At 71.3% G+C, this 19,354-nt stretch carries 14 protein-coding genes; 9 read left to right on the top strand and 5 right to left on the bottom strand.

Translation table 11 applies throughout. From position 1 onward, the window contains the following. Positions 1-3: 3 nt before the first annotated feature. Positions 4-2,721 (bottom strand): molybdopterin-dependent oxidoreductase, encoded by a 2,718-nt coding sequence (locus tag ACFY1U_RS11740; protein ID WP_390693943.1) that lies wholly within the window; start codon positions 2,719-2,721, stop codon positions 4-6. Further along, complete coding sequence (locus ACFY1U_RS11745) at positions 2,718-3,545, bottom strand: FAD binding domain-containing protein (protein ID WP_390693944.1); 828 nt, start codon at positions 3,543-3,545, stop codon at positions 2,718-2,720. The genes ACFY1U_RS11740 and ACFY1U_RS11745 overlap by 4 nt, the downstream gene beginning before the upstream one ends. A 566-nt stretch (positions 3,546-4,111) precedes the next feature. Here ACFY1U_RS11745 and ACFY1U_RS11750 point away from each other — a divergent pair. Both ACFY1U_RS11750 and ACFY1U_RS11755 read left to right on the top strand, forming a co-directional pair. Continuing rightward, entirely contained in the window at positions 4,112-5,155 is a 1,044-nt protein-coding gene (locus ACFY1U_RS11750; RefSeq protein WP_390693946.1) for a PP2C family protein-serine/threonine phosphatase, read from the top strand. Between the two features lie 138 nt (positions 5,156-5,293). Beyond that, a complete protein-coding gene (locus ACFY1U_RS11755; RefSeq protein ID WP_390693947.1) occupies positions 5,294-8,107 on the top strand; it encodes a SpoIIE family protein phosphatase in 2,814 nt (937 codons plus the stop codon). Positions 8,108-8,263: 156 nt separating this feature from the next. On the opposite strand, the gene ACFY1U_RS11760 is transcribed toward ACFY1U_RS11755, so the two are convergent. Next, positions 8,264-9,481 (bottom strand): acyl-CoA dehydrogenase family protein, encoded by a 1,218-nt coding sequence (locus tag ACFY1U_RS11760; protein ID WP_390693948.1) that lies wholly within the window; start codon positions 9,479-9,481, stop codon positions 8,264-8,266. Positions 9,482-9,600: 119 nt separating this feature from the next. Here ACFY1U_RS11760 and ACFY1U_RS11765 point away from each other — a divergent pair, with 119 nt between their 5' ends. The 6 genes from ACFY1U_RS11765 (at position 9,601) to ACFY1U_RS11790 (ending at position 16,500) form a co-directional block, all read left to right on the top strand. Beyond that, positions 9,601-10,437 (top strand): enoyl-CoA hydratase/isomerase family protein, encoded by an 837-nt coding sequence (locus ACFY1U_RS11765; protein ID WP_390693949.1) that lies wholly within the window; start codon positions 9,601-9,603, stop codon positions 10,435-10,437. Positions 10,438-10,530: 93 nt separating this feature from the next. Further along, on the top strand, positions 10,531-11,163 hold the full coding sequence (locus ACFY1U_RS11770) for a hypothetical protein (protein WP_390693951.1): 633 nt from the start codon (positions 10,531-10,533) through the stop codon (positions 11,161-11,163). Further along, positions 11,160-13,769 (top strand): putative PEP-binding protein, encoded by a 2,610-nt coding sequence (locus ACFY1U_RS11775; protein ID WP_390693952.1) that lies wholly within the window; start codon positions 11,160-11,162, stop codon positions 13,767-13,769. The genes ACFY1U_RS11770 and ACFY1U_RS11775 overlap by 4 nt, the downstream gene beginning before the upstream one ends. Beyond that, the gene (locus ACFY1U_RS11780) at positions 13,766-14,884 is read left to right on the top strand and encodes an acyl-CoA dehydrogenase family protein (protein ID WP_390693953.1); all 1,119 of its coding nucleotides are present in this window, start codon (positions 13,766-13,768) and stop codon (positions 14,882-14,884) included. The genes ACFY1U_RS11775 and ACFY1U_RS11780 overlap by 4 nt, the downstream gene beginning before the upstream one ends. A gap of 21 nt (positions 14,885-14,905) precedes the next feature. Then, entirely contained in the window at positions 14,906-15,349 is a 444-nt protein-coding gene (locus tag ACFY1U_RS11785; RefSeq protein ID WP_390693954.1) for a Zn-ribbon domain-containing OB-fold protein, read from the top strand. Next, positions 15,346-16,500, top strand: a complete 1,155-nt coding sequence (locus tag ACFY1U_RS11790; protein WP_390693955.1) for a thiolase family protein — start codon at positions 15,346-15,348, stop codon at positions 16,498-16,500. The genes ACFY1U_RS11785 and ACFY1U_RS11790 overlap by 4 nt, the downstream gene beginning before the upstream one ends. A 53-nt stretch (positions 16,501-16,553) precedes the next feature. Here the strand turns inward: ACFY1U_RS11790 and ACFY1U_RS11795 are convergent, their stop codons facing one another. Continuing rightward, on the bottom strand, positions 16,554-17,216 hold the full coding sequence (locus ACFY1U_RS11795) for a TetR/AcrR family transcriptional regulator (protein ID WP_390693956.1): 663 nt from the start codon (positions 17,214-17,216) through the stop codon (positions 16,554-16,556). Positions 17,217-17,360: 144 nt separating this feature from the next. Between ACFY1U_RS11795 and ACFY1U_RS11800 the strand changes: the two genes are divergently transcribed. Beyond that, a complete protein-coding gene (locus ACFY1U_RS11800) occupies positions 17,361-17,966 on the top strand; it encodes a TetR/AcrR family transcriptional regulator (protein WP_390693957.1) in 606 nt (201 codons plus the stop codon). Positions 17,967-17,974: 8 nt separating this feature from the next. Here ACFY1U_RS11800 and ACFY1U_RS11805 read toward each other — a convergent pair whose 3' ends face one another. Beyond that, positions 17,975-19,351, bottom strand: a complete 1,377-nt coding sequence (locus ACFY1U_RS11805) for a 2-oxo acid dehydrogenase subunit E2 (RefSeq protein ID WP_390693958.1) — start codon at positions 19,349-19,351, stop codon at positions 17,975-17,977. Positions 19,352-19,354 lie beyond the last annotated feature (3 nt).

The following is a 19,354-nucleotide window of genomic DNA, read 5'->3' on the forward strand; positions in this document are numbered from 1 at the left end:
GGCTCAACCTGTCGACACCGACTGCTCCGCAGGGAGCCGGCCGTAAATGCGTTCCGGAGTCAGCGGCAGCGCACGGTAGCGGACACCCGTGGCGTCATGCACCGCGTTCGCGAGCGCGGGGGCCACTGGGTTGATGCAGCACTCCGCCATCCCCTTCGCCCGCAGTGGCCCGACCGAATCCGCCGAGCCCACCAGGAGGACCTCGGTACGGGGGATGTCGGCGTAGGTGGGGATGCGGTAGTTCCGGAGGTTCGGGTTGAGCATGACGCCGTTGCCGTCGACCTGATGGTTCTCGGTCAGCACGAAGCCGATTCCCTGGGCGACACCGCCCTCCACCTGTCCCCGGACCTGCGCCGGGTTGATGATCACCCCGGCGTCGGCCGCCTGCACGCTGTACAGGATCCGTATCTCACCCGTCACGCGGTGCACGGCGACCCGGAACCCCTGCGTGTTGGAGGTGACGCTCCGGGGTGAGCCGTATGCCTTGCGGGCGGCGGTGAAGCGGATGCCACGTCTCCGGGCCAGCGCGACGAGTTCGGCCAGCGACACCCGCCGGTCCCCGCAGACGACACCGTCGTCGTCCATCGTGCACATCACGACATGGATGCCCGTGTGCGCGGCGGCGAATTGCAGAATGCGGTCGCGCACGCCATTGGCCGCCCGCAGGACCGCATTGCCCGCCACGAAGAGGCCCGCGCTCGCGAAGGCACCGGTGTCGAATCCCGTGCGGTCGGTGTCGGACTGCACCAGACGGATCCGTGACGGTGTCGTGCCCAGCTGGTTGGCTGCGATCTGGACATGGGCCGTGGAGGTTCCCTCCCCGAACTCCGGGGTACCGACGGCCAGTTCGTAGATGAGATCGTCGCCCAGCGTGACCCATGCCTCGGAGAGGTGGTCCGTCGGGGGCGCGGTCTCGTGCAGGGAACTCGCGACGCCGGCTCCGACGAGCCACTCCGGGCCGGGGGGCGGCTGGTCGGCCGTGCGAGCCAGTGCGTCGCCCACCAGGTCGATGCACCGCGCGAGGCCGTCCTCGGTGAAGATCACGTCGTCGGGGCCCTCGTGCATCGCGAGCAGGGGCTCACCCGGCCGCACGATGTTGCGCCGGCGCAGTTCGAGCGGGTCGATGTGCAGGGCGCGGGCCAGTTCGTCCATGGCCGACTCCACGGCGAACGCCGGCTGCGTCATGCCGTAACCGCGCAGCGCCCCGCTCGGCACGGTGTTCGTGTAGACGGAGTACGCGTCGTACTTCTTGTTGGGGCAGCGGTAGAGCATGACGGCGGCTCCGCCTGCGTACAGCGTTTCGCCGCCGTGGTTCCCGTAGGCGCCGGTGTTCGACACGTTGCGTACCTGGAAGGCGGTGAGCGTTCCGTCGGCCTTCGCGCCGAGCTTGACCGTCAGGCTCATCGGATGCCGCGGCGAGGCCGTGGTGAACTCCTCCTCACGGGTGTACTCGAAACAGGTGGGCCGTCCGGTGTCCAGGGTGGCGAGCGCGACCAGGTCCTCCGCGATCACCTCCTGCTTGCCGCCGAATCCGCCGCCGACGCGCTTGCAGAACACCCTCACCTGGTCCGGGCGCAGCGCGAACAGGTACTCCAGCTTGACTTTCGCGATCGACGGTGACTGGGAACTGGTGCGGACGTTCAGCCGACCGTCCTCCATCCAGGCGATCGAACCATGGGTCTCCAGATGCGCGTGCTGCACCCGCGGTGAGAAGTACGTGCCTTCGTGGATCACGTCGGCCGCGGCGAACCCCGCATCGACGTCACCGATGTGCGAGTGGAGTTCGACCAGGATGTTGTGGCCGGGGTCGCGGACGAACGGATCGTGGGAGCCGTGCAGCTGGGGTGCGCCGTCGGCCATCGCCGCCTCCGGGTCGAACACCGCCGGCAGCACCTCGTACTCGACCGCGAGCCGCCGGCAGCCCTCCTCCGCCGCCCCGATCGTGTCGGCCAGGACCGCGGCGACGCGCTGACCGGCGAAGCGGACCGTGTCGTCGAGGATGTAGGTGTCGTCCGGGTCGACCAGGTGGTCGGTGTGGATCGCCGAGGTGAAGCGTCTGCGGGGTACGTCCTCCCAGGTGTAGACCCGATGCACGCCGGGCACCGCGAGGGCGGCGCTCTTGTCGATCGAGAGGATCCGGGCGTGGGCGTGGGGCGAGTGCAGCACCTTGAGGTGCAGCATGCCGTCGATGCGCGTGTCCATGGTGAACTCGGCGTGACCGGTCACCACGTCATGGCCCGCGGGCGCGCCGACGCTCGTCCCGACGGCCTTGCCCGGTGCTGCCGTCTCCACCGCACCGACGCCCTTCACGGCGTCCTCGATCGCCCGGTATCCGGTACAGCGGCAGAGGTTACCCTTCAACGCCCGTGGCAGGTCTGCCTTCTGGTCCTCGGTGAAGGTCGCCGACGTCATGATCATCCCTGCGGTGCAGAAACCGCACTGGAACCCCGGGGCGTCCTCGAACTGCCGCTGCATGGGATGCAGGGCGCCTGGTCGCCCAAGGCCCTCGATCGTGGTCACCTCACGGCCGTCCGCACGGAAGGCGGGGGTGATGCAGCTGTGTACCGGTACCCCGTCCAGCCACACCGTGCAGGCGCCGCAGTCGCCGGCGTCACACCCCTTCTTGACGCCGAAGTGGCCGAGTGCGCGCAGGAACGTGCGCAGACACTGGCCCGGGGCCGGTTCCCGGTCGAATCTGCGGCCGTTCACGATGTAGGTCATGGCAGGTCCCCAGCCGTGAGTTCGCGGCGGATCTCTTCGGCGAAGTGCCGTGACAGGTGCAGACGGTGGTCAGGGGTCCCGTTGGGATCGGCGAACCAGACGTCGGCAGGCACGGCGTCGATGCTCTGCCGCAGGGTTCGGGCATCGGGCACGGACACGAAGGCGATGCGGACCGGCCGTGTGGTGCCGGCGGTGACGGTGAGCAGCAGGTCATTGGCTCCCGGACGTTGCGTGCCGACGAGGAACACCGTCGAGCGGCCGAGCCGGGTCAGCGTGAAGCGACGGTGCGCGGTGCGTTTGCGCAGCGCGTACTCCGGAATGGTGATGCGCCGGAGGATCTCCCCGGGGGCGAGAATGTTGCGGTGGTCGCCCGTGACGAAATCGAGGGCGTCGACGAAGCGTACGGAGCCGTCGGGCGCCCACAGCTCGTACCGCGCCTCGAGCGCGACCGTCAACGTGATCATCGGGCCGGCGGGCAAGGACATGCAGATGTTGCCGCCGACGGTCGCCGCGTTCCAGACCTTGAACGAGGACAGGAATGCCTCGCAGCTCTTCCGGAAGAGAATTCCGGCGGTCCAGGTCTGAGGCCATGGAAAGGCGTACAGGTCGCGAATGGTGCAGGTGGCGCTGATCTCCAGACCCTCGTCCGTCGGAACAAGAGGCTCCCAACGCAACGCCGTCAGGTCGATCAGCCGTCGCAGGTCCGGCTGCTCCGTGGAATAGAGCCATGTTCCGCCTGCGAGCCAGGCGTCGCCCTCGTGCCAGTCCATGCCTGGCTGGTCGGACGGCTGCCGGATTACTTCGGTGATGGTGTTGAGGTCCATGAAAACCGACCTACGGGAGAACGGACCTACGGGAAGGCGACCGTCCCCTGGGGCTGTTGGCGTGGACTTCCCGCTGACCGAGCGGGTGCCACCGTGCCGCACCGTCGGGCGGCCGAGCCGCGAGGGGACAGCGGGCGCACACAGTTTCGCCCCAGTTTATCCCAGCATGCGGATGACGGCCCGTCCGAGGACAGCTGAGAGTGACCGACAAACTCCGGGCAGTCACACCGGCGTTCTTGCGCCGCCCCTGGCGTTTTATCCGTGCGGTCATCCCGCAGCCGTCCGACCACGTCGGCCACCGCCTACTGTGCCGCCCCTCCCGGACATGAAGGCCATGACCTGTGGTTCGCGCCAACGGCCGTGGCCCCAGACCACGTTCGCCCTCGAAGAGAGGGAGGCTCGGCCCGGAGAGGCGCGAGCTTCACCTCGGCACGCATGGGCGCCGATGCTCTCACGAACGAAGCCCGTTATGCCCCATTAAGATGATTTTTGTGATCAGGACAGGACGACCCCGGCGCCACCGCCCTTCATCCGATGCCCGACGCGAGATCGTCCTGCTGTCCCCCGTGATTCTCACCGCCCTCATCACCGGCCTGGCCTTCGCCACTCCCAGGGAGATCGCCTTCAGCCGTCTCCTGCCTGCCGCACCCGCCCTGGCCGCTGCGATGTGGCCCGTGCTCCCGACGATCGCGCTGGGGGCGTTCTGCCTGCTGACCATGATCGGGCTGAGCCTCGTGTACTCCGATCTCGGAACGCCCTACACGGCGGCTGCGATCGTCGCGGTCACTTTGACGGCCGCATATACGAGTCATCTTCGGCTCCAACGAGAGGAAACGCTCTTCCAGGTCCGGCTCGTCGCCGACGCAGCGCAGCAGGTGTTGCTGCGCCCGCTGCCGCACCGTGTCCAAAGTCTCGATGTCGAGTCGCTGTATCTGGCGGCTCAGGAGCAGGCCCGGATCGGAGGCGACTTCTACGAGGTGGCCGACACGCCGTACGGGGTTCGGCTGCTCATCGGTGACGTGCGCGGCAAAGGGCTGCCGGCCGTGGGAGCCGCCTCGGCGGTGATCAACTGCTTCAGGGAGAACGCGTACGACCAGCCCGACCTGAGGGGCGTCATCCATCGGCTGGAGACGAGCATGAGGCGCTACAGCGTCGCCATCCTTGACCCGGATCAGCCTGAGCGCTTCGCCACTGCTCTGATCGCCGAGATCCCCAGTGTCGGCGGACACGTCAAAATCCTCAATTGTGGCCATCCTCCGCCACTGGTGATGCGCAACGGCGAGATCCGCGTCCTTGAGCCCACCGTCCCCTCACCGCCCCTCAACCTCGCGACCCTCCTCGGGGACGACTACAACGTCGACACCGTCGCCTTCGCCTCAGGCGACCAGATGCTGCTCTACACCGACGGCGTGACGGAGACCCGGGACCGGGCCGGCACGTTCTTCCCGCTACCGGAGTGGATGCGGCAGCTCGGTCCGGCGACGCCCCGTGAGCTGCTGGACCGGCTTCACCGGGACCTACTCCGTTACAGCGGCGGAAGGCTCGATGACGACATCGCGGCCGTCGCCGTCCGCTGTAGGCGCCCCGGGACTCCAGAGCGCTCCGCGTAGGTGGCTGGAAGCCGTGTCACGACTACGTCTGCTCCCGGCGAGCAGGCGACCGCGCCAGGCCGTGTCCGCAACGTCCCGCCTGCCGCGCGACGGATTTGATCAGCGTCGGCTTGCCCGCAGTGGTGCTATCAAGGGTGTATGGAGGCATTCTCCGGACGCCCTCTGGGCCCGGAACGTCATCCGCCCGTCGGACGCTCGCGCAAGGGGCGCGCTTCCCGGATCCTGCGCAGTGCGGCCGGTCAGGTGTTCCTCCTCCAGGTCGTCATCGTGGTCCTGCTGGTGGTGGCCGCGGTGCTGGGCATGGTGCTCCAAGCGGCGAGTTACGCTCTGCAGCAGGGACGACGGGAGTCGGTCATCGCGGCCCATTCGTTCGCGAGTGCCCCTGGCGTGGCCGCGGCGCTGCGGAGCCGGGACCCCTCAGCGGTGCTCCAGCCGCGGGCCGAGGCGGCGCGCAAGCGCACAGGCATGGATTTCGTCGTCGTCGTGAGCACGAAGGGGATTCGCTACACGTACCCCTATCCGCGGGAGATCGGGAAGAAGTTCGTCGGCGACATCGCACCGGCGCTGAAGGGCCGTACCGTTGTCGAGCAGGCCGGTGGGCCGCCTCTGCCCGCGGGCCGGGGGACGGACGTGCAGGCGGTGGTCCCGGTGACCGACTCGCGCGGCAAGGTGGTCGGCCTGGTCTCCGCCGGAATCACGGTCAAGAACGTGGCGGGGCTGTGGTTGCCGCAGCTGCCGATCATCCTGGCCGGCGGCGCGGTCGCGCTGGCGCTGGCCGTGACGGGAACGACGCTGGTGTCCCGGCGGCTGCGGCGGCAGACCTACGGCCTGGCTCCGGTGGAGCTGGCACAGCTGTACGAGCACCACGACGCGGTCCTGCACGCGGTGCGGGAAGGGGTGCTGATCACGGGCGTCGACGAACGGCTGCTGTTGGCGAACGACGAGGCGAAGCGGCTTCTCGGACTGCCGGCTGACGTGCGGGGGCGCTCGGTGCGGGAGCTGGGACTGTCGGAGCCGGTCATGAGCCTGCTGTCGTCGCGGGAGGAGGTCACCGACGAGGTGCGTCGCGCGGGGGACCGACTGCTGGCGGTGAACAAACGGCCGACGTACCCGCAGGGGGACCGGGGAGGCAGCGTGGTGACCCTCCGGGACACCACGGAGCTGGCGGAGGTCTCGGGTCGGGCCGAGGTCGCGCGGGAGCGGCTGAAGCTGCTGTACGAGGCCGGGGTGGCGATCGGGACGACGCTGGATGTGAGGCATACGGCCCAGGAGTTGGCCGACGTGGCGGCGCCGCAGTTCGCCGACCTCGTGACGGTGGATCTGCTCGACGCGGTGCTGCGGGGGTGGGAGCCGACGGCGGAGGGCTGGCGGCATCTGCGCCGGGCGGCGATCGGCGGCGAACAGCGGATGATACCGGTGTATCCGCTGGACGAAGTGATCGCGTTCTCGCCCCATACCCCGCAGATGCGGACGCTGCAGGAGGGGCGGGGGATGCTGGAGAGGGACCTGCGCCGGTCACAAGGCTGGCGGGAACAGGACCCGGAGCGCTCCCGGAAGGCTCTGGAGGGCGGGCTGCGGTCGCTGGTGGCCGTGCCGCTGCAGGCGCGGAACGTACCGCTGGGCGTGGCGAACTTCTACCGGACGGCGGATTCCCCCGCGTTCGAGCCGGAGGATCTCACCTTCGCGGAGGAACTGGCCGTACGGGCGGCGGTAGCCATCGACAACGCCCGGAGGTTCACCCGGGAGCACGCGATGGCGGTGGCGCTGCAGCGCAGTCTGCTGCCGCGTGGACAGCCGGAGCAGGACGCGCTGGAGGTGGCCTGGCGGTATCTGCCCTCGGAGGAGGGGGTGGGCGGGGACTGGTTCGACGTCATCCCGCTTCCGGGCGCGCGCGTGGCCCTGGTGATGGGTGACGTCGTCGGTCACGGGCTGCACGCGGCGGTGACGATGGGTCGGCTGCGCACCGCTGTGCACAACTTCTCCACCCTGGACCTGCCCGTGGACGAGGTGCTCGGGAACCTGGACGACCTGGTCGTGCGCATGGACAACGAGACGAACAGGGGTGCTGCCGCGGATGGCCACGAAGGGGAGGGGGTGACCGGAGCGACCTGTCTGTACGCGGTCTACGACCCGGTGGCGGGGACCTGCACCATGGCCCGTGCGGGACACCCGGAACCGGTGGTGGTGCGCCCGGACGGGACGGTCACCTGCGTTGGTGTGCCGGTCTCGGCACCCCTCGGTCTGGGCGGCTACCCCTTCGAGAGCGCAGAGGTGTCCCTGCCGGAGGGTTCACAACTGGTGCTGTACACCGACGGGCTGGTGGAGAACCGCACCCACGACTTCGACGTCGGGATGGAGAGGCTGCGCCGGGCTTTGGGCGGTTCCGGAAAGCGCACTCCGGAGGAGATGTGTCAGGCGGTGATCGACGCGCTGAAGCCGTCACACCCCTCCGACGACATCGCGCTGCTGACGGCACGTACCCGGATGTTCCCGCGCTCGCGCGTGGCCGAGTGGGACGTGCCGCCCGATCCGGCGTTGGTTCCCTCGGTGCGGGCGCGCTGCAGGGAGACGCTGCTGGAGTGGGGGCTGGAGGAGACCGGATTCGCCACGGAGCTGATCGTCAGCGAGTTGGTCACGAACGCGATCCGGTACGGCTCGCCGCCGGTCGGCGTGCGGCTGTTGCACGGGCGGCGTCTGATCTGCGAGGTCTCGGACGGCAGCGGTACCTCGCCGCGCCTGCGGCGGGCGGCGACCACGGACGAAGGCGGGCGGGGGCTCTTCCTGGTGGCGCAGTTCGCGCAGCGATGGGGAACGCGGTACACGACCCGCGGCAAGGTCATCTGGACGGAGCAGCTTCTTCACGACGGCGAATCCGCCGCCTCGGGCCTCGCACCGGTCGACTTCCTTCTCGACCAGTTCGACCTCGACCAGTTCGATGATGCCGGTTTGTGAGCCGACGTTGACCCCGAGCGCCATGGACAGCGGCATGTCCCGCGCAACGAACCCCTCTGGCCCGTTCGACGGGGCTCGACTCTGGGGACCGGCGTCGCCCCGCTCGCTTGGCGGCTGTCGACTCGCACCAGGCGGGCTGTGCCGACTGCGGGGCGATCAACCGTCCGCGGGGTCCGGGCGCGGCTGACGATAGGGCCGCACCGCGCGGCGCGCTATGGCGAAACGGTGCGTCTCCGACGGCCCGTCGTAGATCCGGAACGGCCGCACCTCCCTGAAGAGACGGGCCAGCGGGGCGTCGGCGGCCGAGATGCCGAGCGCTCCGCAGATCTGCACCGCCCGGTCGACCACCCGGTTCACCGCCTCCGCCACGAAGGTCTTGGATACCGAGGTGAGCTGCGAAGCGGCGGCGGAGCCGGTGTCCAGCTCCCAGGCGGTACGCAGGATCAGGGCGCGGCAGGCCTCGATGTCGATCTCGGAGTCGGCCAGCATCTGCTGGACCATGCCGAGATCTCCCAGCGCCGAGCCGAACGCCATCCGGCTGCCCGCCCGCTCCAGCGCGACGTCCTGAGCGCGCCGGGCGGCTCCCAGCCAGCGCATGCAGTGGGTCAGCCGGGCGGGACCGAGCCGGACCTGGGCGCCTTCGAAGCCGCGGTCCACCGCCCCGAGCACCTGCTCCTCCCCCACCACGCACCCCTCGAAGACGATCTCGCCGTGCCCGGCGAAGAGCGACTCGTCCAGGGTCTCGATGTTGCGGACGATGCGCATGCCGGAGGTGCCCGCGTCGACCAGGAACATGGTGGCACCCCCCGGGTCGCCGGGGCTGCCGGAGGTCCGGGCCATGACGATGGCGAAGTCGGCTCCCTGGGCACCTGTGATGAACCACTTGCGCCCGTCGATGCGCCAGCCGCCGGACACCCGGCTCGCGGTGGTCCGCAGGGAGCGGGGATCGGCACCCGCTCCCGGAGCCGGTTCGGTCATGGCGAAGCAGGACCGTGTCGCGCCGGCGGCGAGCGGGCGCAGATACCTCTGCTTCTGGTCTTCGGTGGCCACCTTCTCCAGCAGGTGCATGTTGCCCTCGTCCGGGGCCGCGCAGTTCAGCGCCAGCGGTCCGAGCAGCGAGTAGCCCGCCGCTTCGAACACCACTGCCTGTCCTCGCAGGTCGAGCCCGTGTCCGCCCCACCGCGTCGGTACGTGCGGAGCGAACACACCCGCGTCCCGGGCCGCTTTCTGCAGGGTCTCCCGCAGTGCCTCAGGGGCGTCGTGCACGGACCCACCGCACTCGCGCTCGGCCGGAATGACCACCTCGCGCACGAACTCGGCGGTGGAGGCGGTGAGTTGAGCGACAGTCGGGTCGACATCGAACTGGATGGGCACGGGACCTCCCGCCGACGGGCGTACGGGCATCGGCGCCCGTCGCATCCTAGAAACTGTATAGCGTCTTCAGTATCTTGCCGGGAAGCACCCGGCGACGGGAAGACGACAGGAGAAACGTCATGAGCCTCCCCGTGAGCACCGAGCCGGTCCGGATCGTCCGCCGTCCGGACGGAGTCGTGGAGCTGAGGCTGGACGATCCCGGTCGGGGCAACTCCCTGGACCTGAGGACGGCCGAGGCGCTGCGGGACAGGGCCGTCGAGGTGGCCGCGGACCCGGGCGGCGCGGTCCTGCTGCGATCGACGGGCGGCAGCTTCTGCGTGGGCGGTGACCTGCGCGCATTCACCGGCCGCGGTGCACAGACCGGCGCCTACGTGCACGCCGTGGCGAGCGCCGCGCACGACGCGATACAGGTCCTGCACGGACTGCCGGTGCCGTTGGTGACCGCCGTGCGCGGCGCGGCCGCGGGCGGCGGGATCGGCCTCGCACTGGTGGGGGACATCGTCCTGGCGGCCCGGTCCGCGCGGTTCCGGCTGGCGTACACGGCGATCGGACTCACACCGGACTGCGGGGCGTCATGGTTCCTGCCGCGCCTGGTGGGCCCCCGCAGGGCGGCGGACCTGATCCTCACCAACCGGGTCCTGACCGGCGACGACGCCGAACGGTGGGGCCTGGTCTCCCGGTCGGTGGACGAGGACGAACTGGACGACGCGGCGCATCGGACCGCGGCCGATCTCGCTGCCGGGGCCGGTGACGCGCTGCGGGCCGCCAAGGGCCTGCTGCGCGCCGGCTCGAGCGCCGAACTGCGCCGCCACCTCGCCGAGGAGGCTCGGCTGATCGCCACCCTGGCGGACGGCCGGGAGGCACAGGACCGCATGGCGTCGTTCCTCGCCGCGGGCAGCCGCCCGAAGGCGGGCGACAGCCGGGCCGGGGCCAGGGAATCGGAAAGTGTTTCTTGAGTCCCTCTTCACTAACGGGCCCGCCGGGGCGTAACCTCCGGGCAACACAGAACCGAGGAACCGGTACCACAGAACCGGGGAAAAGGTGTGGCGATGCAATCTGCTGCCGTGGACCTTCCGGACGCGTCCGACGAGCCCCTCACCGAAGCCGTCGTCGACCTCGTTCTGCGTGGCATGTGGCGTGGCCGGCCGGAGTCCGAGCACCGTCCGCTGGTCGACGCCGGGCTGGCGATGGTGAAAGGGCCCGTGGTGCTGCCGACCGAGCGCGCCAAAACCGCCGCGGCGCAGGTCCTGCGGGTACCCGCGGGCTCCGAGCAGGAGGCACGGATCACGGCGGCGTACGAGGCGTTCCTGCCGGTCAACCGCAAGATCCGCGAGGTGTGCACGGCATGGCAGTGCCGTCCCGACGGCACCGCCAACGACCACTCCGACGATGCCTACGACGCCGAGGTGCGCGAGGCACTGGAAGACGTGCACGAGGCCATCCGGCCCGTGCTGCGCCGGCTCGACCGGGTACTCACGGGCAGCGGGCAGTACCTGACGGCCCTGGAGGAGGCCCTCGACCGCTTCGACGACGGCGAGCCTGCATGGCTGGCCTCGCCGCTGTGCGACTCGTACCACACCGTGTGGATGCGGCTGCACCAGGAGCTGCTGCTCGTGCTGGGAATCAGCAGGGCCGAGGACGAGGCCCGAGAAGAGGAACTGGTCGCAAGGAGCCGGGGTTGAGCGTCACCGACCGCGAGGCGGGCCCGCTCGCACAGTCCGGGGCGCCCTGGGGGACCCACGGACGGATCCTGGTGCCCTACGGACAGGGACGGACCCGGGGCCTCGGCTCCGACGAACTCGGCGCGCACGGCGCGGCGATGGACCGGCTGGTGGCCCTCGGCCTGCCGGTCGTGCCGGGGCTCACCGTGCCCGCGGGCGCCGCCGCTTCGCTGTGCGAACCCGACACCGCCGAAGCCGCCGTGCACCTGGTCGAACAGCTCTCGGGGCGGCGCATCGGGGAGGCGGCCCGACCGCTGCTGCTGCGCCTGTCGGCGAGCGCACCGACCGAGATCGCCGGACTGCCGCCCGACCTGGCCTGTCTCGGCGTCACTCCCGCCCGTGCCGACGACCTGTGCGCCGTCATCGGGCGGGCGGACGCACTGTACGAGGTGTGGGCCACCACCGTTCGCATGATCGCCGAGTACGCCCTCGACGTGCCCGGCGCGCTGCTCGACGACGCCCTCCTGGACACGCCCGCGCCCCGGGCACGGGTGGAGGTGCTCCTCTCCCTGGCCGCGGAACACGGCTCCCGGCCCTTCCCCGACGACCCGGCGCAGCAGCTCGCGCTGGCCGCCCGTGCCCTCCTCGCCCGGTGGGACTCGCCGCGTGCGAGAAGGTCCCGCCGCGCCCAGCGGCTCCCCGCCGACCTGGCCCTCGCCCTGCATGTGCAGGCCCTGCGGATCGGCCCGGCGGACCACTCGGGCTACGGTACGGCGGTCAGCCGTGACCCCGAGACCGGGCGCCTCTCCCCCCAGGGCTCCTTCTTCCGGGGGGTGCGCCGCAGCGCCCCGCCGCCGCACACCGGTGAGCCGCTGGACCGGCTCGCGGGCGGCACCGCCCTCCTTGAGCACTCGCTGCTCACCCTGGAGCGCCATCTGCGCGCGCCGGTGTCGGTCGACTTCGAGGTACGCGACGACGAGATCTCCCTGCTCGCCGCCTCGGCGCAGGCCCGCCCGCCGCTGCGGGCGTCGGTGTGTCTGGCCGCGGACCTGGCCCGGGACGGGGCGCTCGGCCGCGAGGAGGCCGTACGGCGTGTCACGCCCGCGCAGGTGCAGGAACTGCTGCATCCCCGACTACGGCTGACCGGCGGGGAGGAGCTCCTGGTCAAGGGGCTGCCCGCGTCCCCTGGGGCGGCGACCGGAGCGGTCGTGCTGTCCAGTGAACGTGCCCTCGAACTGGCCGCGGACGGCACTCGCGTCGTGCTCGTGGCCGCCGAGACGACCCCGGCGGACGTCCCCGGGATGCTGGCCTCCGCCGCCGTGCTGACCGGCAGTGGCGGTATCGCCTCGCATGCCGCCGTGGTGGCACGGGGCGCCGGCAAGCCCGCGGTGTGCGGCGCCGAGGGGCTGCGCGTGGACCTGGCCGCGGGGACGGTCCGCTTCGGGGACCGGGTGGTGCGTGAGGGCGACCCGGTCTCACTGGACGGCCGTACCGGCGCCGTGTACGCGGGGACGCTGAGCGTCAGTGTGGCCGGACCGCCGGCTGAACTCTCCACCTTGCTGGAGTGGGCGGACGATGTGCGCCGACTGGGGGTGCGGGTCAACGCCGACACCGCGGCCGAGGTGGACACGGCTCTCGCCCTGGGCGCGGAGGGTGTCGGGTTGTGCCGTACGGAACACCAGTTCCTGGGCGACCGGCTGCCGCTGATCCGCCGGGTGCTCCTGGCCGCCGACCCGACCGCCCGCGACGAGGCGCTGCCGGCACTGGAGCGCGCCCAGCACGAGGACTTCCTCGCGCTGCTGGCCGCGGTCGGGAACCGCCCGGTCACCGTGCGCCTGCTGGACGCCCCGCTGCACGAGTTCCTGCCCGCCCCCGGGCAGGCCCTGGACGCCGGCGAGGAGCAGCGGGCCGCCGCGCTGCGCGAGGCGAACCCGATGCTCGGGCTGCGCGGTGTGCGGCTGGCGCTGCTGCACGAGAGGCTCTACCCGGCGCAGGCCGAGGCGCTCTTCACCGCCTGGGCCGAGGTCGCCGCCACCGGTGTCCGGCCGGAGCTGGAGGTGATGATCCCGCTCGTCAGCCTGCCGCAGGAACTGGCGGCCGCGGCCGCGTACGTACGCGGTGCCGCCGACGCCGTCGCCTCCCGCACCGGGGTGGAGGTCCCGTACCGGCTCGGCACGATGATCGAGACCCCGCGGGCCGCCCTGCTGGCCGGCGAACTCGCCGAGCACGCCGAGTTCTTCTCCTTCGGCACCAACGACCTCACCCAGCTCACCTACGGCTTCTCCCGGGACGACGTCGAACGGCAGGTGCTCGCCTCGTACCAGGAACGCGGGTTCCTGACCGCCAGCCCGTTCGCCCGGCTCGACCCGCACGGGGTGGGCGCCCTGGTCGGCCTGGCGGCCGAGCGGGCACGGAGCGTACGACCCGGCATCAAGCTGGGCGTGTGCGGTGAACACGGTGGGGACCCCGAGTCGATCGCCTTCTGCGACGACCTCGGTCTCGACTACGTCTCCTGTTCCGCGCACCGCGTGCCGGTGGCGCGGATGGCAGCCGCGCACAGCGCCCTGCGCCGACGGCGGTACGTCGACAACGACGAACGGCGCGACGAGAGCGGGAGTGCGCGATGACGAGCACCATGACCGGCGGCACGGCCCTGTCGGACACCGAGCTGGAGGACCTGCGCGAGACCGTGCGCTCGGTGTGCGCGGATTCGGGCGGCACCGCCGCGGTGCGCCGGCTGTCCGAGGAGGCCCCCGGCATCGACGCCGGCTTGTGGGACACCCTCGGCCGGCAGGTGGGTCTCGCGGCCCTCGGCCTGCCCGAATCGGCGGGAGGCATCGGCGGCCTCGTCGAGATCGCCGCCGTCTGCGAGGAGTTGGGCAGAACACTGGCACCGGTGCCGCTGCTGTCCTCCACCGTGCTGGCCGGGCAGGTGCTGGCCGGCTGCGGTACGGCCGACAGGGCGCTGGCCGAGCTGGCCGGAGGCACCGTGCACGCCCTGGCGGTGGCCGCGCCCGACGGGACGTGGCGGGCCGACGCCGTGCCGGTGGCCGTCTCCTGGCAGGGCGGCGTCCCCCTGCTGGACGGCACCGCGCCGTTCGTTCTCGACGGCGCCGACGCCGAGGCGCTGGTGGTGGCAGCGGCCGGGACCGACGGCGTGGACCTCTTTCTGGCCGACCCGCACGTGCCCGGGGTCACGGTGCGCCGGGTGCCCACCTTGGACCTCAGCCGGGGCCAGGCGGTGGTCACCTTCTCCGGTGCGCTCGCCCGGCCGCTGACCGTCGGCGGCGAGGGGGCGGACATCGTCTCTCACGCCCTGGACGTGGCCCTGGTGGCTCTGGCCGCCGAGCAACTGGGCGGAGCGCAGGCCGCCTTGGACATGACGGTGGCCCATGTGCGCGACCGTACCCAGTTCGGCAGGGCGATCGGCAGCTTCCAGGCGGTCAAGCACGCCTGTGCCGACATGCTGCTCCAGGTCGAGGCCGCACGGTCGGCCGTGGTGCGCGCGCTCCGGACGGACGCCTCGCCTCGGGCGCTGGCCGAGGCGGCGGCGGTGGCCCAGGCGTGGTGCGGCGAGGCGTTCGTCTCCGTCGCCGCCGAGTGCGTGCACCTCCACGGCGGGATGGGCTTCACCTGGGAGCACGACGCCCACCTGTACTTCCGGCGCGCCCAGTCCGACGCGGTGCTGCTGGGCGGCGCCGCACACCATCGGGAACGGCTGGCCGGGCTGCTGGGCTGGTGACGTGGAAAGGAGGGCCGGAGCGTGCCCATCAGGCTCATCGACGAGTCGTTGTTCGAGAACCGGGGCAACCGGGAGTTCGACGGCGAGGATCCACCGCGTCTCCTGGGCGCATGCTGCTCCGGCTGCGGCACCGTCGTCTTCCCTCACCAGGACTCGTGCCCCAGGTGTCCGGACGGGGCGATGTCGGTGCGGGTGCTGCCGGTGAGCGGGCGCGTGTGGTCATGGACGCTCCAGGCGTTCGGGCCGAAGCCGCCGTACCGGGCGCCGTCCGGCGGCCACCGGCCCTACCACGTCGGCTATGTGGACCTCGGTGAGGTTCTGGTCGAAGCGCGGCTGGCGGTGCCCCGCGCGCAGATCCGGATCGGTCTGCCGGTCCGGCTCACCACGGTGCCCGTGTACCGGGACGAGGACGGAACCGACGTGGTGACCTTCGGGTTTCGCCCGGAGCGGGACGGGGAGCGATGAGCCGGCCCGACGATGTGTACGTGGTCGGATGCGGGATGCATCCCTTCGGCCGCGACGAGAGTGTCACCGGAATGGACATGGCCGAGCGTGCGATACGCGCGGCGCTGACCGACGCCGGCGTCGCCTGGGAGGACATCGGCTACGCCGTCGGCGGCTCCGATGTGTCCGGCAAGCCCGACACCCTGGTGGGCCGTCTGGGCCTGACCGGAGTGCCGTTCGTCAACGTGCAGAACGGCTGCGCGACCGGTGCGTCCACCGTGCTCACGGTGGCCAACGCACTGCGGGCGGGCGAGGCCTCTCTGGGACTGGCGGTGGGGTTCGACAAGCACGAGCGGGGCGCACTCCACGTCTCCGCGGCCCGCTACGGCCTGGGCGACTGGTACGCCGAGACGGGCATGATGCTCACGACCCAGTTCTTCGCACTGAAGACCCAGCGGTACCTGTACGAGCACGGAGTGTCGGAGCGGGCACTGGCGATGGTCGCCGCGCGAGCCTTCCGCAATGGCTCGCAGCACCCCCTGGCCTGGCGGCGCAAGCCGCTGACGGAGCGGGAGATCCTGGACTCCGCCGAGGTCAGCCCCCCGCTCACCCAGTACATGTTCTGTTCGCCCGGGCAGGGAGCGGCGGCGCTGGTGCTCGCACTCGGCGACCGTGCGTTCGATCTGTGCGAACGGCCGGTCCGGCTGGCGTCGCTGGCCTTCCGGACCCGGCGGTTCGGTTCGTTCGAGGTGTTCTCGCCCTGGCTGCCGCCGGGACCTCACCACAGCCCGAGCGTCGACGCCGCGGAGGCGGCCTTCCGCAGGGCGGGGGTGCGGCCGACGGACGTACAGGTCGCGCAGTTGCAGGACACCGACAGCGGCTCGGAGCTGATCCACCTGGCGGAGACGGGGCTGTGCGGTCACGGCGAGCAGGAGGAACTGCTGGCCACCGGGGCCACCGATCCCACGGGCCGGATACCGGTCAACACCGACGGCGGCTGTCTGGCGGGAGGGGAGCCCGTCGGCGCCTCGGGGCTGCGTCAGTTCCACGAGGTGGTACGGCAGCTGCAGGGCCGCGCGCCCGGTGTGCAGGTGCCCGGCGCTCCCCGAGTGGGTTTCACCCATGTGTACGGGGCGCCCGGGATCAGCGCGTGCTCGGTCCTGATGGTGTGAAGGCGGTGCGCAAGCCGTGCGGCACGGCGACAGAAGCGCCCTGGTGACCCGCCTCAGGTGTCTGACCCGGCCCGCTCCGCCGGCTTCTGCTCGGCGGCCACGATGCGCAGTGCCAGCGCCCTGACCGCTTCCAGTACGGACTGGGAGGGCAGTCGGGAGAGCGGTCCCCCCTCCGCCCGCAGCGCCGTGACGAGCATGGTCGTACTGATCAACGTACGGACCGCGAGCGCCTGGGTCGCGTGCCGGGCCTTGGCCGCCCTGGGGCTGCGTGTGGTGCCCTCGGGCAGATAGTCGTAACCGCGCTGGATGTGGCGCTGCTCGAACTCGTCCCGCAGCACCTTGACGTTGCCGCTGGCGGAGGCGACCTGGACCTGGTAGAGACGGGCCTCGTCCGGGTTCTGCTCCACCCAGTCCCACACGGCGTCGATGACCCGGACCAGACCCTCCGCATCACCGGGCTCGGACGCCGGCCGGGCCGCCTCCACCACCTCGTTCAGCTGGTCGAACACCCGGCGCATGGCGAGTTCGAGCAGCTCCTCCTTGCCGTCGAAGTGGTAGTAGACGGCCGTGGGGACCACCTCGGCCTCGTCCGCGATGTCCTGAATGCTGGTCTCCGCGAATCCGTTGCGGCCGAAGACCCGCACGGCGGCGGCGATGATGTGCTGCCGCCGCGAGGGTCGGTGGGCGGGCTGCTTGCCGTTCTTCGTGGTGGCCATGATGCTCCCTGCCGACTGCCGTGAACCCCGCGTCCTCGGTCCCTGGGTACTGACGATTCTATCCAGTAACTCCAACCACCCGTCCGCATAATTCCTGCTGTCTGCCTGCATCTGGAGCACCGAGATCACGGCATACTTGACACCATGACGACATCCGGAACCCGCGCCGCCCACCGTCCGTCGCGCAAGCAGTGGGTGATCGAGGCGGCCACGGAGTTGTTCGCCACGCAGCCGCCGGACGAGGTGACGGTGGCCGACATCGCCGCTCGCGCGGAGATGACCTCGGCCGCGGTGTACTACCACTTCTCCTCCAAGGACCAGGTCCTGGCGGAGGCGATGCGGGCGTTCGCCGTCGCGCTGCGCGAGCAGTTGGAGGCCCTGACCCAGGCCCATGAGCCCGGTGCGGACGTGGGGGCGGCGGTCAACGCGCTGCTGGCCTGGCTGGGCGAGCACCGGTCCGCCGCCACCGTGTTCTTCGTCTCGTCGGCCGGTATGAGCCAGGAAGCGGAGGCCCTACGCCAGGAGAGCCGCACCCAGTTGCTGAACGAGCTGGTGGGCCTGATCCGCAAGGCCCGAGAGTCCGTCTCCGACGCGGAGGCGGCGGTGATCGGCCTGGGCCTGCTGGCGCTGCTGGAGACCGCGGCGATCTCGCAGGTCCGGGGCGACGACGTCTACCGGTCGCTGGGACACCGCTCCTTCGTCCGCGAGGTCGGCGATCTCGCGCAGCGGATCGCCGACCCGGCCACCTAGGGCTCGGATCAGACCAACAGGCGGAGGGGCTTGCGCAGCAACTCACCGACCGTGCGCAGAAATTCGGCGGCCGGTGCCCCGTCGACGGCGCGGTGGTCGAAGGTGAGGCTCAGGGTGAGCACCCGTGTCCGCAGGGGCCGCTCGTCCACCCACTCCACACCGTCCCTGAGCCTGCCCACGCCGAGGATCGCCACATTGCCGGGGTTGATCACGGGCGTGAAGAAGTCGACGCCGTATCCGCCGAGCGAGGTGACGGTGAAGGTGGCCCCTTCCATCTGCGTGGGGGAGATCCGCCCCTCCCGTGCCGCCTGGGCCAGGGACCTCGACCGGCGGGCGATCTCGGGCAGCGGCAGCGCCCCCGCATCCTCGATCACGGGGACCATGAGACCGCCCGGGACGGCGACCGCGAAGCCCAGGTGGATGCCGTCGAGCAGATGGATACCGTCCTCCCGCACTGTCGCGTTGAGCAGCGGGTGCTCGCGCAGGGCCAGGGCGGCGGCCTTGAGCAGGAAGTCGTTGATGCCAGGCACCGGCAGTTCGCTGTCGGCCCACTCCTCCTTGAGCCGGTCTCGCAGGGACACCACGGCATCCATCCGGACCTCGTAGCCGTGCGTCAGCTGTGCCATCTCCTGAAGGCTGGCGTGCATCCTGCGGGCGATGGTGCCGCGCATTCCGGTGAGCGGGAGGACGTCGCCGGGCCGGGGGGCCGCGTCGCGGCGAAGAGGCGGCGGGGCGGCTGCGTCGAGATCGGACCGGCGGATCCGGCCGCCGGGTCCGGTGCCGTTCACAGCGGAGAGGTCGATGCCCCGCTCCTTCGCCAGCTTGCGGACCAGCGGCGAGAAGGGGGCGCCGTCCGCCGGGAACGGTGCGCCGAGATCGCCGGGGAGGGCCGCGAGGAAGTCCTCCACGTCCTCCGAGACGATCCGACCGCCCGGCCCGGTGCCGTGTACGGCGGTGAGGTCGACGTCGGCGGCCGCGGCGACCCGCCGGGCGTTCGGCGAGGACAGCAGCCGGTCACCGGTGCCGTTGACGGAGGGCGCTGCGGCGGCTCCGTCGGCGCGCGGGGTCGCACCGCCATCGCTGAGGGCAGCCACGACGGCCGTATTCGAGCCGGGCGTCGGCGCACCCGCCGCTTCCGGTGGCTGCTCGCCCTCGGCCAGCAGCCAGCCGATGAGGGCCCCGGCCGGGACGGTGGCGCCCGCCGGGACCACCGGGTGGAACAGTCCCCCGGCCTCCGCCTCGACGTCCACGTCGACCTTGTCCGTGGCCAGCCGCAGCAGCGCGTCACCCTCTGCCACGGCCGCGCCGACGGGCACCAGCCATTCGTCGATGGTGCCTTCCTGCATGGTCAGGCCGATCTTCGGCAGCAGAACCTCGACCGCCATGTC

Origin of the sequence: Streptomyces sp. NPDC001351 (genome assembly GCF_042896045.1) — a bacterium.
Classification (GTDB): Bacteria; Actinomycetota; Actinomycetes; order Streptomycetales; family Streptomycetaceae; genus Streptomyces.

What these genes read in the sequence shown, in the direction of transcription:
- ACFY1U_RS11740 (WP_390693943.1), bottom strand. Translation starts at nt 2,721, where the DNA reads ATGACCTACATCGTGAACGGCCGCAGATTCGACCGGGAACCGGCCCCG.
- ACFY1U_RS11745 (WP_390693944.1), bottom strand. Translation starts at nt 3,545, where the DNA reads ATGGACCTCAACACCATCACCGAAGTAATCCGGCAGCCGTCCGACCAG.
- ACFY1U_RS11755 (WP_390693947.1), top strand. Translation starts at nt 5,294, where the DNA reads ATGGAGGCATTCTCCGGACGCCCTCTGGGCCCGGAACGTCATCCGCCC.
- ACFY1U_RS11765 (WP_390693949.1), top strand. Translation starts at nt 9,601, where the DNA reads ATGAGCCTCCCCGTGAGCACCGAGCCGGTCCGGATCGTCCGCCGTCCG.
- ACFY1U_RS11770 (WP_390693951.1), top strand. Translation starts at nt 10,531, where the DNA reads ATGCAATCTGCTGCCGTGGACCTTCCGGACGCGTCCGACGAGCCCCTC.
- ACFY1U_RS11780 (WP_390693953.1), top strand. Translation starts at nt 13,766, where the DNA reads ATGACGAGCACCATGACCGGCGGCACGGCCCTGTCGGACACCGAGCTG.
- ACFY1U_RS11790 (WP_390693955.1), top strand. Translation starts at nt 15,346, where the DNA reads ATGAGCCGGCCCGACGATGTGTACGTGGTCGGATGCGGGATGCATCCC.
- ACFY1U_RS11795 (WP_390693956.1), bottom strand. Translation starts at nt 17,216, where the DNA reads ATGGCCACCACGAAGAACGGCAAGCAGCCCGCCCACCGACCCTCGCGG.
- ACFY1U_RS11800 (WP_390693957.1), top strand. Translation starts at nt 17,361, where the DNA reads ATGACGACATCCGGAACCCGCGCCGCCCACCGTCCGTCGCGCAAGCAG.
- ACFY1U_RS11805 (WP_390693958.1), bottom strand. Translation starts at nt 19,351, where the DNA reads ATGGCGGTCGAGGTTCTGCTGCCGAAGATCGGCCTGACCATGCAGGAA.